The organism is Sinomonas sp. R1AF57, from assembly GCF_002224485.1.
In the GTDB taxonomy this organism is placed as follows: Bacteria; Actinomycetota; Actinomycetes; order Actinomycetales; family Micrococcaceae; genus Sinomonas; species Sinomonas flava.
In genome coordinates this window covers 257516-272683 of sequence record NZ_CP022463.1, presented here as the reverse complement: position 1 = coordinate 272683, position 15168 = coordinate 257516, and the positions used below count along the sequence as shown (strand labels likewise).

General features: G+C 70.9%; 13 protein-coding genes. 8 read left to right on the top strand and 5 right to left on the bottom strand.

Translation table 11 applies throughout. The features are described 5' to 3' along the window. Window positions 1-87 precede the first annotated feature (87 nt). Together CGQ25_RS01355 and CGQ25_RS01350 are read left to right on the top strand one after the other, a co-directional pair. Window positions 88-1023 (top strand): 3-methyladenine DNA glycosylase, encoded by a 936-nt coding sequence (locus tag CGQ25_RS01355; RefSeq protein WP_369802270.1) that lies wholly within the window; start codon window positions 88-90, stop codon window positions 1021-1023. A gap of 31 nt (window positions 1024-1054) precedes the next feature. Then, complete coding sequence (locus CGQ25_RS01350; RefSeq protein ID WP_208711464.1) at window positions 1055-1330, top strand: hypothetical protein; 276 nt, start codon at window positions 1055-1057, stop codon at window positions 1328-1330. Window positions 1331-1426: 96 nt separating this feature from the next. Here the strand turns inward: CGQ25_RS01350 and CGQ25_RS01345 are convergent, their stop codons facing one another. The 3 genes from CGQ25_RS01345 to CGQ25_RS01335 all read right to left on the bottom strand — a co-directional run bounded on the left by CGQ25_RS01345 (window position 1427) and on the right by CGQ25_RS01335 (window position 5841). Next, on the bottom strand, window positions 1427-4573 hold the full coding sequence (locus tag CGQ25_RS01345; protein WP_208711463.1) for a S8 family serine peptidase: 3147 nt from the start codon (window positions 4571-4573) through the stop codon (window positions 1427-1429). A 456-nt stretch (window positions 4574-5029) separates the two neighbouring features. Then, complete coding sequence (locus tag CGQ25_RS01340; RefSeq protein WP_208711462.1) at window positions 5030-5323, bottom strand: DUF1540 domain-containing protein; 294 nt, start codon at window positions 5321-5323, stop codon at window positions 5030-5032. A gap of 101 nt (window positions 5324-5424) precedes the next feature. Continuing rightward, on the bottom strand, window positions 5425-5841 hold the full coding sequence (locus tag CGQ25_RS01335) for a YchJ family protein (RefSeq protein ID WP_208711461.1): 417 nt from the start codon (window positions 5839-5841) through the stop codon (window positions 5425-5427). 85 nt (window positions 5842-5926) lie between these two features. On the opposite strand from CGQ25_RS01335, the gene purS reads away from it, so the two are divergent. Genes purS through purL form a run of 3 tightly spaced genes read left to right on the top strand, consistent with a single transcriptional unit; the run spans window position 5927 to window position 9329 of the window. Then, the gene (gene purS / locus CGQ25_RS01330) at window positions 5927-6217 is read left to right on the top strand and encodes a phosphoribosylformylglycinamidine synthase subunit PurS (protein WP_208711460.1); all 291 of its coding nucleotides are present in this window, start codon (window positions 5927-5929) and stop codon (window positions 6215-6217) included. 2 nt (window positions 6218-6219) lie between these two features. Beyond that, window positions 6220-7002 (top strand): phosphoribosylformylglycinamidine synthase subunit PurQ, encoded by a 783-nt coding sequence (gene purQ, locus CGQ25_RS01325; RefSeq protein ID WP_208711459.1) that lies wholly within the window; start codon window positions 6220-6222, stop codon window positions 7000-7002. Beyond that, entirely contained in the window at window positions 6999-9329 is a 2331-nt protein-coding gene (purL, locus tag CGQ25_RS01320) for a phosphoribosylformylglycinamidine synthase subunit PurL (protein ID WP_208711458.1), read from the top strand. The genes purQ and purL overlap by 4 nt, the downstream gene beginning before the upstream one ends. A gap of 72 nt (window positions 9330-9401) precedes the next feature. Here purL and CGQ25_RS01315 read toward each other — a convergent pair whose 3' ends face one another. After that, the gene (locus CGQ25_RS01315) at window positions 9402-10454 is read right to left on the bottom strand and encodes a zinc-dependent alcohol dehydrogenase family protein (RefSeq protein WP_208711457.1); all 1053 of its coding nucleotides are present in this window, start codon (window positions 10452-10454) and stop codon (window positions 9402-9404) included. Between the two features lie 123 nt (window positions 10455-10577). Further along, the gene (locus tag CGQ25_RS01310; protein WP_208711456.1) at window positions 10578-13706 is read right to left on the bottom strand and encodes an alpha-amylase family glycosyl hydrolase; all 3129 of its coding nucleotides are present in this window, start codon (window positions 13704-13706) and stop codon (window positions 10578-10580) included. 116 nt (window positions 13707-13822) lie between these two features. Between CGQ25_RS01310 and CGQ25_RS01305 the strand changes: the two genes are divergently transcribed. Genes CGQ25_RS01305 through CGQ25_RS01295 form a run of 3 tightly spaced genes read left to right on the top strand, consistent with a single transcriptional unit; the run spans window position 13823 to window position 15166 of the window. Continuing rightward, window positions 13823-14269 carry a helix-turn-helix transcriptional regulator gene (locus tag CGQ25_RS01305; RefSeq protein ID WP_255405491.1) on the top strand — a complete coding sequence of 149 codons (447 nt, stop codon included), beginning with the start codon at window positions 13823-13825 and terminating at the stop codon, window positions 14267-14269. Between the two features lie 10 nt (window positions 14270-14279). Beyond that, window positions 14280-14690 (top strand): VOC family protein, encoded by a 411-nt coding sequence (locus CGQ25_RS01300; RefSeq protein ID WP_208711454.1) that lies wholly within the window; start codon window positions 14280-14282, stop codon window positions 14688-14690. After that, window positions 14687-15166, top strand: coding sequence for an iron chaperone (locus CGQ25_RS01295; RefSeq protein WP_369802268.1), 480 nt, complete (start codon window positions 14687-14689; stop codon window positions 15164-15166). Before CGQ25_RS01300 ends, CGQ25_RS01295 begins: the two co-directional genes overlap by 4 nt. Window positions 15167-15168: the final 2 nt, after the last annotated feature.

Below are 15168 nucleotides of genomic sequence, written 5' to 3'. Positions count from 1 at the left end.
TCGGCAAGGAGAATTCTAGCAAGACGGCCTTTCGCGCCCCCGGCCCTGGGCCCCCGGCGGCCGCCTGGCATCGGGAATAATGGACGGGTGCCTTCCCGAGCCGTCCCGTTCTCCGTCCTCGCCGAGGACAGCTGGCTGCCGCGCGCCCACGCGCACGCGGCGCGGGTGGCGCGCTTCGCGGAGCCCTTCGTGGCCCGGCGCAACGCGGGGAGGAAGCACCCCATCGAGGACTTCCTCTTCACCTACTACACGCACAAGCCCGGCCAGCTGGGCCGTTGGCACCCGGGCGCGGGAACGGCTCTCGTGGGGCACGACGCCGCAGAGCGGCTCGGGTGGAAGCACTACCGTGCGCTCACCCGCACCGAGCGGGAGGCGGCCGGCGTGGAGGAGGACGTTGCCGCCGTCGTGCTCGACCTGCCCGCCTACGCCGCCGAACGTGAGGAGACGATCCGTTTCTGCGGGACCATCCTGCGCGGCACCGCGGCCCGTCCGCCGCAGTTCGGGTGCTTCGGCCTGCACGAGTGGGCCATGGCCTACCGGAGCGTGAAGTTCGGGATCCGGCACGAGTACCTCCCGCTGCGGCTCGGCGCCGACGGCACCGACCGCGTGGTCGAGGAGCACCGCATCCGCTGCACGCACTTCGACGCGTTCCGCTTCTACTCCCCCGACGCGGCGCCCCTCAACGAGCTCCAGCCGACCCGTGCCACGCAGCGCGACCTCGAGCAGCCGGGCTGCCTCCACGCGAACATGGACCTCTACAAGTGGGCGTACAAGCTGGGGCCCGCGATCCCCGGCGAGCTGCTCATGGACTGCTTCGAGCTCGCGTGGCGGGTGCGGACCATGGACATGCAGGCCTCGCCCTACGACCTCTCCGGCTGGGGCTTCGAGCCCATCGCCATCGAGACGCCGGCAGGGAAAGCCGAGTACGTCGAGGCGCAGCGCGGCTTCGCTGCCGAGGCGGCCGCGCTGCGGGAGCGGCTCACGACGGCGCTCGCCCCCCTGAAGGCCGCCCTCGCGTCCTGATCGGGCCGAGAATAGACGCAGGAGGTGCGGCATGGGCTGGTACTGGTGGCTCCTGATCGCCGCGGTCGTTGTCGTCGTCATGGATCGGGTCCTGCTGTGGATTGAGGGCCACGGCTGGATCTACTACCGCCGGCGCAAGCCCAAGGGCGGCAGCGCGGCGATGCTGGGGGTGGCCGCCGAGCTGTTCCAGCCGTCCCACACGGTGGTGGTCGAGGAGCGGGACCGGCAGCGCCGAGAGATCGTCGACACCGCCAAGGGACGCGACCCGGGCGACCTGCCGGATCTCGGCGAAGGCCCCTCGGCGTAGGGACTCCGCCCGGCCCCGACGCGCGGCTGCCCCGCCGCCGTCGTCCCCAGCGGACGACGGCGGCGGGGCAGTCGGGTGCGGAAGCGGGCTACCGCGTCACTGGCCGGGGACGACGTCGACGGGCGCCATCTCGGGGGCGCCGGGGGCGGAGGCTCCCGGGGCCGCCGCCGTGCCGGCGCCGACCGCGACGTTCACCATGCTGCGGACGCCGTTGTCGCCGAACGCGAGGCGGCCCATGTAGGCGCCCGGTGCGAGCCCTGTCCACGAGAGGGTCTCGGTGGCCTGGGCGCCGTTGGCGGCGACGATCGGGTTCGGCGCGACCACGGCGTTGCCCGCATCCCCCGCCCAGGTCGCAGCGCGGAGCACTGCGTCCGAGGAGCCGTTGCCGGGGCTCGCGAAGAGGTTCCCGATGACGTAGTACGTGCCCGGCAGCGGGTCCGCGATTTCGAGGCTCTCGCTTGCCGAACCGGTCGCGGCCGTGTACTGTCTGAGCCCGCCCGAGCCGTTGGGGCCGAGGACGTACAGGTCCCAGTCGGTCTGGCTGTCGGCGGCGCTGAGCTCGAACCGGGCGACCTTCTGGCCCGCCGGCACGCCCACCGCGACGAGTCCGTTCGCGGCGTCATTCGTGGCCCTCACCGGGCCGGGCACCTTGGTGATGGCCTTCTGGGCGACCGGGGCGAGGCCCTCGACGCCCACGGTGATCGGTGCGTCGCTCCCCGAGGTCAGCGTGAAGGTCCCGGAGCCGTCGCCGGTTGCGGACGAGAAGCTGTAGGCCGGTTCGACCTTCGCATCGACCGGGCGCACGGCGATCGGCGAGGTGACGGTGCGGGGACCCACCCACGAGAGGGTCCCGGTGGTGAACTTCCCGAGCGGGGCCGAGACGTTCTTCACGGTGATGGTGACCTCGCGGGTCTGCCCCGCCTTCGAGAAGTTGAGCGCCTGCGGCTCGACGTGGACCTCGACGCCGGGCAGCGTGACCTGCGGCCGGTACAGGCCGGGGACCAGTGCCGTCAGCTGGCGCTTCACCTGGACCTCCCCGACGAGGGACCCCAGTGCGATCGAGGGGACGTTCACGTCCTTCGCGGCGAGCGAGCCGGCCTGCGGCGCACCCGTCGGGTAGCCCTGGCCGTTGAGGAACGCGAGCCAGTCCTTCGATCCGGCGTTGTACACGAGGCCCGGATCGGTGACCTTGGTCGTGTCGACGTGGCCGGCACCCCCGTCGAAGGGGTTGCGGTTGGCGGTGCCGTCGGCGTTGACGAGCGGGTACGCGGTCGTCATCATGGCGGACTTGACCATCGCCGGCGACCACGACGGGTTCCTGCCCAGCACGAGCGCGCCGACGCCGGCGATGTGCGGGGCCGCCATGGACGTGCCCGACATGAACCCGAACTGCTCGCCGTGGTTCCCCACGGTCGAGACGCCGGCCAGGACATTCACGCCGGGCGCGGATACGTCCGGCTTGAGCAGGTCGCCGCCGGAGGCGAGCGAGGGGCCCCGGGAGGAGAAGCCGGCGATCTGCGGGGTCGGGCTGGCGGGCCTGCCCGTGAGGTCGCCCTTGACGAGACTGACGGTCAGGGACGGGTTGGCGGCGATCTTCGCCTTGAGCTCGGGGCCCTCGGGCGCGTTGACGTGGATCGTCGGCACCGCGTGCAGGTCCGAATCCTCCGAGCTCGGGCCCAGGTTGACGAGGACCATCCCCACGCCCCCGGCCCGCTTGACCTCCGCGCTCTTGTCGGTGCGCGCGTTGACGCCGCGGTCGCACACCACGACCTTGCCGGCGGCCTTGGCCGGGTCGAGGCTGCCGGCGAAGCACAGATTCGCGTCCGCCGCACCGGCCGCGGCGGCGTCGGCCGCCAGGACCGGGGCCTTGTCGAGCACCTCGCCGCTCATGACCGTCGCGCCGCGGTAGGTCGAGCCGTCCGAGACCTTCACGGTGCCCACCAGGTCGCCGGGGAAGGTGCTCGCGGCCACCGTGGTGAGCCACGGAGAGGAGTGGTTGACGGTCGAGGCCGCCGGCCCCGAGTTGCCCGCCGACGCCGAGACGAAGATCCCCGCGGCGGCGGCGTTGAGGAACGCGAGCGCCACGGGGTCCGTGGTGGAACCCGTGTTGCCCGAGATCGAGTAGTTGAGCACGTCCACACCGTCCTGGATGGCAGCCTCGATCGCCGCCACCGAGGCCGAGCTGTAGCAGCCGCCGGTGTTCGGGTCGTCGTCCTCCCAGCAGACCTTGTAGACGGAGACCTTCGCCGACGGCGCCACCCCGGAGCTCACGCCGAAGTCGGTGCCCGCGATGCTCATGCGGACGTCGGCGTTCCCTGCCGCGGTCGACGCCGTGTGGGTGCCGTGGGAGCCGATGTCCACCGGGGAGATGACCTCCTCGGGCGCGCGGTGCGGGGCGGGCACCGACGCGAGGAAGCCGTCCGCGAAGTAGCGCGCCGAAACCACCTTGGAGTTGCAGGCCGTCCCATCGAAGGACGCCCCCGTGTCCGTGCCGGCCTGGCATTCCCCCGTGAAGGTCGTGCCGTCGCCCTTGAGCATCGCGATCCTGCCGTCGGAATCCCGGTACGGGATGCCGACCTGGGGCTTCGCCCCGGGCGCCAGCGCAGTCACCGGCTCCCCGGCCAGGAAGGGGTTGTCCGGGGAGTACCCCGTGTCGATGACCCCGACCACCGTCCCCTTCCCCGCGCCCTCCTTGCCGCCGAACTGCGTGGCCCATGCCCCCTGCGGGCCCGTCAGCTTCATGAAGTCATTGCTCGTGTAGTCCGGGGCCGCCTGCACGTCCTTGGCGACGGCCACGACCCGCGGGTCCTTCGCGAGCGTCTGGGCCTGCGCAGCGGTGAGGTCGGCGACGAAGCCGTTGAGCGCCGTCGTGAACTGCTGGCCTACGGCCACGCCGTTCCGGGCGGCGACGTCCCGCTGGGCCTTGCGCAGGTGCGCGTCGTAGGCCCTCACGTTCGGGCTGCCGGAGTCGACCTTGCGGCCCTTGCTAGGAGCGGTGGCCGCGTAGCCGGGTGTGCCGCCGTCGTAGGCAGCCACGGCCTGTTCGGCGAGGACCACGATGTGCCGGCCATCCTCGTACGAGGCGCCGGCGTCGGCCCGGGAGGCTGCCGGCGCGGTCGGGGTGATGTCGGGCGCTGCGCCGGCCGGCGCCGCGACGGCGGTGAGGACGAGGGGCAGCCCGACGGCGAGCGCCGCGAGGCGCGTCAGCCCGGGCCGCCCCCGGCCGAGGTTTTCTCTGTTCACGCGAGTGAGACCTTTCAGGAGCGAGTGTGACCTCCGCCACGGCGGATTGGGCCACAAGCTACCCGAAGCGAGTGCTTCACACTAGATCTATCCGGAAGATGGATCCCACCAACTTCACAGATATGACAGAGGCTTGACAGGAGCGCGGATCGAAGATGCCAGGGGCGGCGACCGGTGCGCAGAAAAAAGGCGCGCAGAAAAGAGGGGCGCGCCGACTGCGGCGCGCCCCTCAGGCGTCTGTCTCTTTCGTGTTCTCTGTCTGGTGTGCAGATGTCCTTCCGTTGGGGATCTCTGCTTGCTGGCCTCTGACAGTCCGGGGCCTACGGCGACCGAGGCCTTACATCCGCCGCGGCATCCCCGAGTCGCTGTCCTTCGCTGCCTGCGCCTCCCTGTCTTCCTTGACTTTCCTTGAGGACTGAGGGCCTCTGCGGACCCGGCGGATCCGCCGGTCCGGCCCTAGCGGTGCTCGTAGGTCAGGCAGTCCGCAGCGTCGCTGCCGGGGCCGACCCGCACATCGTGGGCGTTGCACATGAGGTGGTCGTTGTGGACGCATTCCCCGCGCTGGCAGGCTCCCACGTGGGCCAGAACCTTGGGCAGGCCGCCCAGGGAGGAGGTGTCGATGAACGTCCCACAGCTCGCGTGGTTCTCGCCGCCGCCCACCGTGATGGCGTAGGCGCTGCATTCGTGGTCGTGGTTGAACGAGCAGTTGTCGACCGTGCAGGCGGAGACTTCGGTGATCTGGAGCGTCATTGATCCTCCTCGAGCCGTTCTCGTTTGCCCGGAAATCTACTCCCGTCCGCGAGGAAAAGACCCAGCCCAATACGGCACTTTTTCGTTCCCTATGGCAGCCCTCAGGCCCCGGCGACGTCGCCGTCGACGTAGTACCAGCGTCCCTCTTCGCGGACGAACCGCGAGTGCTCGCGCAGCACGCCGCGCCCTCCCTCGTCGACGAAGCGCGCCTCGAAGTCCACGGTCCCCTCCGTGTCGAAGGGGCCGCCCGCCGTCGCGCGCACGACGTCGAGGCGCCGCCACCGCGTCGACGTGTCGAGTTCGAGGGTGGGCGGGCGCGTGGACGGGTGCCAGGTGGCCAGCAGGTAGGAGGTGTCGCCGAGGGCGTAGGCCGAGTAGCGCGAGCGCATGAGGGCCTCCGCCGTGGGCGCGGAGGCGCCCTGGGCGAGGCCGCTGTGGAATCGGCCGCAGCAGGCGCCGTACGTGTCACCGCTCCCGCAAGGGCAGCGCAGATCGGGATCGGGGGTTCCGGGACGCATGCGGGCTATGGTAAGCGCCTCCGGTAGAATCGGGGTGCAAGCCGAGTGCTTGCCCAACCACCCCCAAGCACAGGAGCACCTTTCGATGCCGCGGATCGTTGTCGATGTCATGCCCAAACCCGAGATTCTCGACCCTCAGGGTAAGGCGATCGTGGGGGCGCTGCCGCGGCTCGGCTTCACCGCCTTCAGCGGCGTGCGCCAGGGCAAGCGCTTCGAGCTCACGGTAGAGGGCCCCGTGACGGACGAGGTCCTCGAGCAGGCACGCAACGCCGCCGCGACGATGCTCTCGAACCCGGTCATCGAGGACGTGGTGAACGTCGAGGTGCTCGCAGAGGACGCGAGCACTGCGGACGCGACCGCAGGCGCCGAGGCCTGAGCATGAGCGAGACCCCCCTCATCGCAGACCTCAGCGGGCCCGAGTCCGCGCCCCTCTCCGGCGCTGTGCTTTCCGGTGCCCGGATTGGCGTCGTGACCTTCCCCGGCACGCTCGACGACCGCGACGCCGCGCGCGCCGTCCGCCTCGCGGGCGCGACTCCCGTCCCGCTGTGGCACGCAGACGAGACGCTCGGCGACGTGGACGCCGTCGTGCTCCCCGGCGGCTTCTCCTACGGGGACTACCTCCGCGCCGGTGCCATCGCGCGGTTCGCGCCGCTCATGGGCAAGATCATCGACGCGGCCAACTCCGAGGCCAAGCTCCCCGTGCTGGGCATCTGCAACGGCTTCCAGGTCCTCACCGAGAGCCACCTGCTCCCGGGCTCGATGATCAAGAACGACCACCTGAAGTTCATCTGCCGCGACCAGGTGCTGCGCGTCGAGAACAACCAGACCGCGTGGACCAGCGACTACGAGGTCGGCCAGGAGATCACCGTCGTCCTGAAGAACCAGGACGGGCAGTACGTCGCGGACGAGAAGACCCTCGACGAGCTCGAGGGCGAGGGCCGCGTCGCCTTCCGCTACGTGGGCTGGAACCCGAACGGCTCGCGCCGCAACATCGCGGGCATCACGAACGCCGCGGGCAACGTCGTCGGGCTCATGCCCCACCCGGAGCACGCCGTCGAGCCCGGCTTCGGCCCCCTCTCGCCCGAGGACTGCGGCTATTCGACCGACGGGCTCGGCTTCTTCACGTCCGTCCTGACCACGCTCGTCGGAGGCTCCAAGTGACCGCAGGGAACACAGAAACAGCGACCGCCCGCAAGTTCAACATCGACACGGTCGAGCACGCGGCGCAGACTCCCGCTACCGACCTCCCCTGGGCCGAGCTGGGCCTGAAGGAGAACGAGTTCGACGAGATCGTCAAGCTCCTCGGCCGCCGCCCCACCGCCGCCGAGCTCGCGATGTACTCGGTCATGTGGAGCGAGCACTGCTCCTACAAGTCCTCCAAGGTGCACCTGCGCCAGTTCGGCGAGAAGCTCACCGACGAGATGAAGAAGGACATGATGGTCGGCATCGGCGAGAACGCCGGCGTGACCGACCTCGGCGACGGCTGGGCCGTGACCTTCAAGGTCGAGTCCCACAACCACCCGTCCTTCGTCGAGCCCTACCAGGGCGCGGCGACCGGCATCGGCGGCATCGTCCGCGACATCATCTCGATGGGCGCCCGCCCCGTGGCCGTCATGGACCCGCTGCGCTTCGGCGCGATCGACCACCCGGACACGGCCCGCCTCGTGCACGGCATCGTCTCGGGCATCGGCGGCTACGGCAATTCCCTGGGACTGCCGAACATCGGCGGCGAGGTCGTCTTCGACTCGGTCTACCAGGCCAACCCGCTCGTGAACGCGCTCGCCGTGGGCGTGCTGCGCCACGAGGACCTGCGCCTCGCCAACGCCTCCGGCGTGGGCAACAAGGTGGTCCTGTTCGGTGCCCGCACGGGCGGTGACGGGATCGGCGGCGCCTCGGTGCTCGCCTCGGAGTCCTTCGACGACACCAAGCCCTCCAAGCGGCCCGCCGTCCAGGTGGGCGACCCGTTCGCCGAGAAGGTGCTCATCGAGTGCTGCCTCGAGCTCTTCAAGCACTCCCTCGTCGAGGGCATCCAGGACCTCGGCGCTGCCGGCATCTCGTGCGCCACCTCGGAGCTGGCCTCCAACGGCGACGGCGGCATGCAGGTCGAGCTGACCAACGTCCTCCTCCGCGACCCCACCCTGACCCCCGGCGAGATCCTCATGTCGGAGTCGCAGGAGCGCATGATGGCGGTCGTGACCCCGGAGAACGTGGCCGAGTTCGAGAAGGTCATGGACAAGTGGAACGTCGAGTACTCGTGGCTCGGCGAGGTCACCGACACCGGCCGGCTCATCATCACGTGGGACGGCGAGACGATCGTCGACGTGGACCCGCGCACCGTGGCCCACGAGGGCCCCGTGTACAACCGCCCGTACCACCGCCCCGAGTGGCTCGACGGCGTCCAGGGCGACACGTTCCGCGCGTCCGAGGCAGGCAAGGACCTGCCCTCCACGGGCGAGGAGCTCAAAGCCGCGGTCCTCGAGCTCATGGCGAGCCCGAACATGTGCGACAAGTCGTGGGTCACCAGGCAGTACGACCACTACGTGGGCGGAAACACGGCCCTCGCCTCCCCCGACGACGCCGGCGTGATCCGCGTCGACGAGGAGACCGGCATGGGCGTGGGCCTCTCGACCGACGCCAACGGCCGCTACGCCTACCTCGACCCGTACACGGGCGCGCAGCTGGCCCTCGCGGAGTCGTACCGCAACGTCGCCACCTCGGGCGCCGTGCCGATGGCCGTCACCGACTGCCTCAACTTCGGCTCCCCCGAGGACCCCGAGGTCATGTGGCAGTTCGCCGAAGCCGTCCGCGGCCTCGCCGATGCCTGCCAGGTGCTCGGCATCCCGGTGACCGGCGGAAACGTCTCGCTCTACAACCAGACGGGCACGACGGCGATCCACCCCACCCCCGTGGTCGGCGTCCTGGGCCGGTTCGACGACGTCGCCCGCCGCACGCCGTCGGGCTGGCAGCGGAACGCGGACGGGCAGGCGATCTACCTGCTCGGCGTCACCCGCGACGAGCTGGACGGGTCCGAGTTCGCCAACCTGCGCGGCCACCTCGGCGGGCTCCCGCCGAAGCTGGACCTCGAGGCGGAGAAGACGCTGGGCGCGATCCTCATCAACGCCTCCCGCGACGGGATGATCGACGCCGCGCACGACCTCTCCGAGGGCGGCCTCGCCGCCGGGCTGGCCGAGATGGCGCTGCGCTTCGGCGTGGGCGCGCGGGTCTCCCTCGACGAGCTGTGCGAGCGCGACGGCATCGATGTCTTCACCGCGCTCTTCTCCGAGTCGCAGGGCCGCGCGATCGTGTCGGTGCCGCGCTCCGAGGAGGTCCGCTTCAACGACATGGCGACCGCCCGGAACTACCCGGTGCAGCGCCTCGGCGTGGTCGACGTCCTCGCGACCTCGATCGACGTCCAGGGCCAGTTCGAGCTGCCCCTCGCGGACCTCCGCGAGGCCCATGAGGGGACGCTGCCGAAGCACTTCGCCTGACCCCGGCCCCCGGCCCCAGGCCCCACCCATCGACTGCTCCGTAAGTGTCGTTCTGACGCCTCAGAAGGACACTTACGGAGCAGTCGTTTGTCCGGGGGGCCGGGGACACACCTCGAGCACGGCGGCCCCCGTGATCCGGTCCCCCGCGAGGTCGGCGAGCGCGCGGTGAGCGGCGCCGAAGGGGTACGGCACCGTCGTCGTGCGCACGGGGATCTCGGCGGCGAGGCGGAGGAACTCCTCGCCGTCGGCGCGCGTGTTGGCGGTGACGCTGCGCAACTGCCGCTCCTCGAAGAGGTGGCGCTGGTAATTCAGCTCCGGGATGTCGCTGAGATGGATGCCGGCGACCGCGAGGGTCCCGCCCCGGTCCAGCGCGGCCAGCGCAGGCGGGACGAGCGTGCCGACCGGCGCGAAGAGGATCGCGGAGTCGAGCTTCTCGGGCGGCTCCTCGTCCGCGGCCCCGGCCCACGCGGCGCCGAGCTCGAGCGCGAGCGCCCGCGCCTCCGGGGCGCGCGTCATGACGTAGACCGTCGCGCCGAGGTGGAGCGCAAGCTGGGCGGTGATGTGCGCACTCCCGCCGAAGCCGTAGATGCCGAGGCGCCCGCCGTCGGGAACGTCGGCCCGCTTCAGCGCCCGGTATCCGATGATCCCAGCGCACAGCAGCGGCGCGGCCTCCCGGACTTCGAACGCCTCGGGCACCCTGTAGGCGTAGTCCTCGCGCACGACGGCGAGCTCCGCGTACCCGCCGTCGTCGTCCCACCCGGTGAACCGGGGTGCTTCGCACAGGTTCTCCCGGCCGGCGCGGCAGAACCGGCACGTGCCGCAGGTCCCGCGGAGCCAGGCGATCCCCACCCGTTCGCCGACCTCGAAGCGGGACGCTCCCGCCCCGGCGGCCTCCACCGTCCCGACCACTTCGTGGCCCGGGACGACGCCCTGCCGCCTGGGCGCGAGGTCACCCTCGGCGAGGTGCAGGTCGGTCCTGCACACCCCGCACACCGACACCCTGACCAGGATCTCGCCGGGCCCGGGGACGGGGTCGGCCCGCTCGCCGACGACGAGCGGGCCACCCTCACCGTCCCCGGAGGCACCGCCCGCGGGCCCCGGGACGTCCACCCACCATGCGCGCATGGCGCCATTGTGCCGCGGGCCAGCCGGGGCGGACAGGGACCGAGGTCCGGTGTCCGACCGGTTGTTGAGGGGTCATGTCCCTGACTCCTGCGCGCAGGGACATGACCCCTCAACCAGACGAGGTCAGCCCGACACCGCCGTCACCAGATGCGTGGCGGGGTCGTACCGGAACGCGATCGCGCCGCCGGGATGGTCGAACCCGATGTTCGGCCCGTTCAGCGCCCCGCCCACCCCGTAGTTGAGGTCCCAGGACCCGTTGAGGGCCGCCTTGAACGAGTACGAGCCGGCCGGCAGCGAGGCGAGCCGCAGGATCCACCCCTGCGAGCGCGGGTCCCACACGGCAGAGGTCGCCGGGCAGGCGGGGTCCCAGTCCCCCGCACACCCGGCCAGATGCTGGTACGTCCCGGGGAGGTTGACCGAGGCTGGCTGCGTCACGGGCCATCCCGCGGTGACGAGGTGGGTCGAGTCGTTGTAGCTGAACGTCACCGTCCCGCCCGGGTGGTCGAGGCCGATGTTGGGGCCGTTGACCGCCCCGCCGACCCCGTAGTTCACGTCCCAGGAGCGGTTGAGCGCGGCCTTGTAGGAGTAGCTGCCGGCCGGCAGCGTGTACGTGCCGCGCCAGACCCCCTGCGCGCCGTCGAACGCGAGCTGCGTCTGGGGGCACGCCGGATCCCAGTCTGCCGCGCAGCCCATCGCCGTGTTCAGCGTCCCCGGCACCGCGACCGCTGACGGCTGCGCCGCGTGCTCGGCCACCGTGGTCAGGTGGGTGTCGTGCCGGTAGGTGAACGTCAGCTTCCCGCCCGGGTGCCTGACCGAGATGTTCGCCCCGTTCGGCGCCCCGCCGTCGCCGTAGTTCTGGGTCCACGATCCGTTGAGCGCGGCCTTGACCTGGTAGGTGCCGGCCGGGAGGTCGAGCGTGAGCCGCCACTCGGAGGCAACCGGGTCGTACTGCGCCATGGTCGCCTCGCACGCGGGGTCCCAGTCGCCCGCACAGCCGGCGAGGTGCTGGTAGTCGCCGGCCACCGTGACCGAGAGCGGCTGCGGCGCCGGCCCCTTGGGCGCGTCCGGGTCCACCGGGGTAGGCACGACGGCGGAGACGGTCGCCGCCGAGGCGGCCGTGTGGCCGGCGTTGTCCAGGGTGAGGGCCCGGTACTCGAGCGGGGTTCCCGGCGTCATGCCCTTCGTGGCGTGGAAGACCTGGTAGGGGTACGTGTCATCAGTGCCGATGTTCTCCCACTGGCCTCCCGGCGTGCGTGCCTGGAACGTGACCTCGTAGAACGAGTCACGCGGCAGGTCCGCAGTGACGTTGACGCGCGTGTTGTCGCCGCCGGCCGCCTTCGGGGTCCCGAGCACGGGAACCGGTGCGGCCGCCGAGTCCGGGATGCGTCCCGCCGATTCGTACACCACCGTGGAGAATGCCGGCACGGTCACGGTGAGGGTCTTGTCCGCCGCCGTCTTGAGCCGGTCCGCGGCGCCGTCGCCGAACACCTTCGCGAACGGCCGCTGCGCGAGGTAGGTCGGCACGGCCGCGGTCCGGGGGGCCGCGGTGTTGTTCAGCGCCACGACGTACTCACGCTGCGCGGTCGCGTCGATCCGGGAGAACGCGTACACCCCAGCCGTCGCGTCGGCGTACCGGTCCTGGTGCGCGCCGGTGCGCAGCGCCGGGTTGTCCTTGACCACCTTCGCGAGGTCGGCGATCGAGGTGTAGAGCGGGTGGGTGGTGACGTAGTTGTCCGAGGCGTGCGTCGCCGTCGTGCCCAGGAGCGTGTCGGCGAGGTACTCGGGGGTCTTCGAGGCGAACATGTCCTGCCGGGCGAGCTGGTCCCCGCCGGCGCCGGTGAAGCCCTGCTCGTCGCCGTAGTAGACGATCGGGTTGCCGCGTGAGAAGTACATGAGCTCTGTGGCGAGCCGGTCGCGGGCGACCTTCTCGGCGTCGGAGGCGTTCGGGTTGTCCTGGGCGATGAACGAGCCGATGCGGCCCATGTCGTGGTTCCCGAGGAAGGTGGGCAGCTGATACACGTTCGAGGTCGCGGTCGTGTACCAGTCGTCGCCCTGGAAGAGCTTCTGCAGGGTGGTGGCGGGCGATGACGCCGAAGCGTAGGAGCGGGCAGCCTGCTGGAACGGGAAGTCGAGGACGGCCCGCACGCCGTCGGACGTGGTGAATTTCGAGGTGAAGTCCCGCGAGGTGTCGTAGACCTCGCCGAACATGAAGAAGTCCTTCTTGCCCACCGAGTGGGCGTAGTCGAGGATCGCGGGCGAGAACTTCTGCCAGAACTCATCGTTGACGTGCTTCATGGTGTCGATCCGGAAGCCGTCGATCCCGAAGTCCCCGATCCACTTCCTGTACACGTCGATGAACCCGTTGAGCACCGTCGGGTTCTCGGTGAACAGGTCGTCGAGGCCCGAGAAGTCCCCGTAGTTCGCGCTCTCGCCCGCGAACGTCGAGTCGCCGCGGTTGTGGTACAGGCTGACGTCGTTGAGCCAGGCAGGCACCTTCAGGTTCTCCTCGCCGGGCGAGACGTACGGGTGGTACGGGAACGACGTCGCCGGGTCCATCACCGGGAAGCTGGGCTGGTCGGCGACCGCGGCGTCGTCGAACACGTTCCCCGCGGCGTCCCTGTACGGGGCCGCGGTCTTGCTGATGTAGCCCTTCCGGTCCCCCTCGGTGTACTTGATGACGTCCGCGGTGTGATTGGTGATGATGTCGAAGTAGACCTTCATCCCCCGCTCGTGTGCCTTCGTGATGAGGTCCCCGAGCTCGGCGTTGGTGCCGAGGTGCGGATCGATCTGGGTGAAGTCGGTGATCCAATAGCCGTGGTAGCCGGCGCTCTTGTCCTGCGGCTGGACGGCCTTGTTCTTGAAGCTCGGGGTGAGCCAGATCGCCGTCGTGCCCAGGCCCTGGATGTAGTCGAGCTTGCCGGTGAGGCCCGCGAGGTCGCCGCCGTGGTAGAAGCCCTTGTTCGCCGGGTCGAACCCGGAGACCATCGGGTCCGCGCCGAGGCCGCCCTGGTCGTTCGCGGCCGTGCCGTTCGCGAACCGGTCCGTCATGACGAAGTAGTAGTTCTCCGTGCCCGCCGCGGTGCGGAACGAGTGCGCGGCGCCCGTCGCCGGGCTGGCGGGCGACGGCGCCGGGCCGGCGAGCGCCGTCGTCGCCCCCTGGGTGAGCAGGCCCGCGGCGAGCACGACGGCGGCTGCGGCGGCTCCCGCACGGCGGGCGCCGCGGGCGCGGGGGCGGAAAGGGCGGTTCGTCATGGAGACCTCCGGGAGTGCGGTGACTCGGCCAACTATGGTCCATGTCACACTGCGTGACAAGGCCGTCATGGAACCGGGTCTCGACAGTCGCATGGCGGGCTTGGGACGATCGGCTCGTGACCGCTTCCTCCCCCTCTTCGGCTCCGCGCCTGCGCGACCTCGCGCTCCTGCGGCGCGTGCGTGACCGGATCGACCGCGAGTACGCGCAGCCGCTCAACGTCGAGGAGCTGGCCCGGGGCGTCCACCTCTCCGCGGGGCACCTGAGCCGGCAGTTCCGGCAGGCCTACGGGGAGTCGGTGTACCAGTACCTGATGACGCGGCGGATCGAGAGGGCGATGTCCCTGCTGCGGATCGGGGATGCCAGCGTCACCGAGGTGTGCTTCGCCGTCGGGTTCTCCTCCCTCGGCACGTTCAGCACGCGGTTCTCGGAGCTGGTCGGCGTGCCCCCGAGCGTCTACCGGGAGCAGGGGGCGGACGTGACCGCCGGAATGCTGCCGTGCATCGCCAAGCAGGTCACGCGACCGGTCAGGAATCGAGAAGTGCAGCCCGCCGCACGCTCGTAGCGTGGTGGCCATGGAACTCACCATTCATGCAAGCGCCCTCCCCCACACCGACCCGGAGGCGTCCCTCGCCTTCTACCGGGATGTCCTAGGGTTCGAGGTCCGCCAGGACGTCGGCCGGGGCACGATGCGCTGGATCACCGTCGGCCCCGTGAACCAGCCCAGCACCTCGATCCTCCTGGCCCCGCCGGCCACCGACCCGGGGATCACCGAAGACGAGCGCCGGACCATCTCCGAGATGATGGCCAAGGGGACCTACGGCTGGATCCTGCTGGCCACCCCGGATCTCGATGAGGTGTTCGAGAAGGTCCAGGCCACCGACGCCGAGGTCGTGCAGGAGCCCACTGCGCAGCCCTACGGCCTCCGCGACTGCGCCTTCCGGGACCCCGCCGGCAACCTCATCCGCATCCAGGAGCACAAGTGAGCCCGGCAGCCAAGGCGGCCGCTGCGGCCGAGGCGACCGGGGCGCCGTCGTCCGCGTTCAGCGCCGAGGAGCGCGCGGCGATGAAGGAGCACGCCGCCGAGGTGAAGAAGGCCCGCGGCCGCCAGAGCGCGGCGGACAAGGCGGCCGGCGACCTTGCCGACACGGTCGCCAAGATCGAGTCGTTCGAGGAGCCGGACCGTTCGATCGCCCGGCGGCTGCACGCGCTGGTCGCCGAGGCCGCGCCCCAGCTCGCGCCGAAGCTCTGGTACGGCATGCCCTCCTACGCCCGCGACGGCAAGGTGGTGCTCTTCTTCAAGGACCGGAAGAAGTTCGGGAGCCGGTACGCGACGCTCGGATTCGAGGAGACCGCGGCCCTGGACGACGGCGCCATGTGGGTGACGTCGTTCGCCCTGACCGAGCCGGGCGAGGACGACTGGGCCCGGATCGCAGAGCTCGTGAAGAAGGCCGCGGGCTGAGG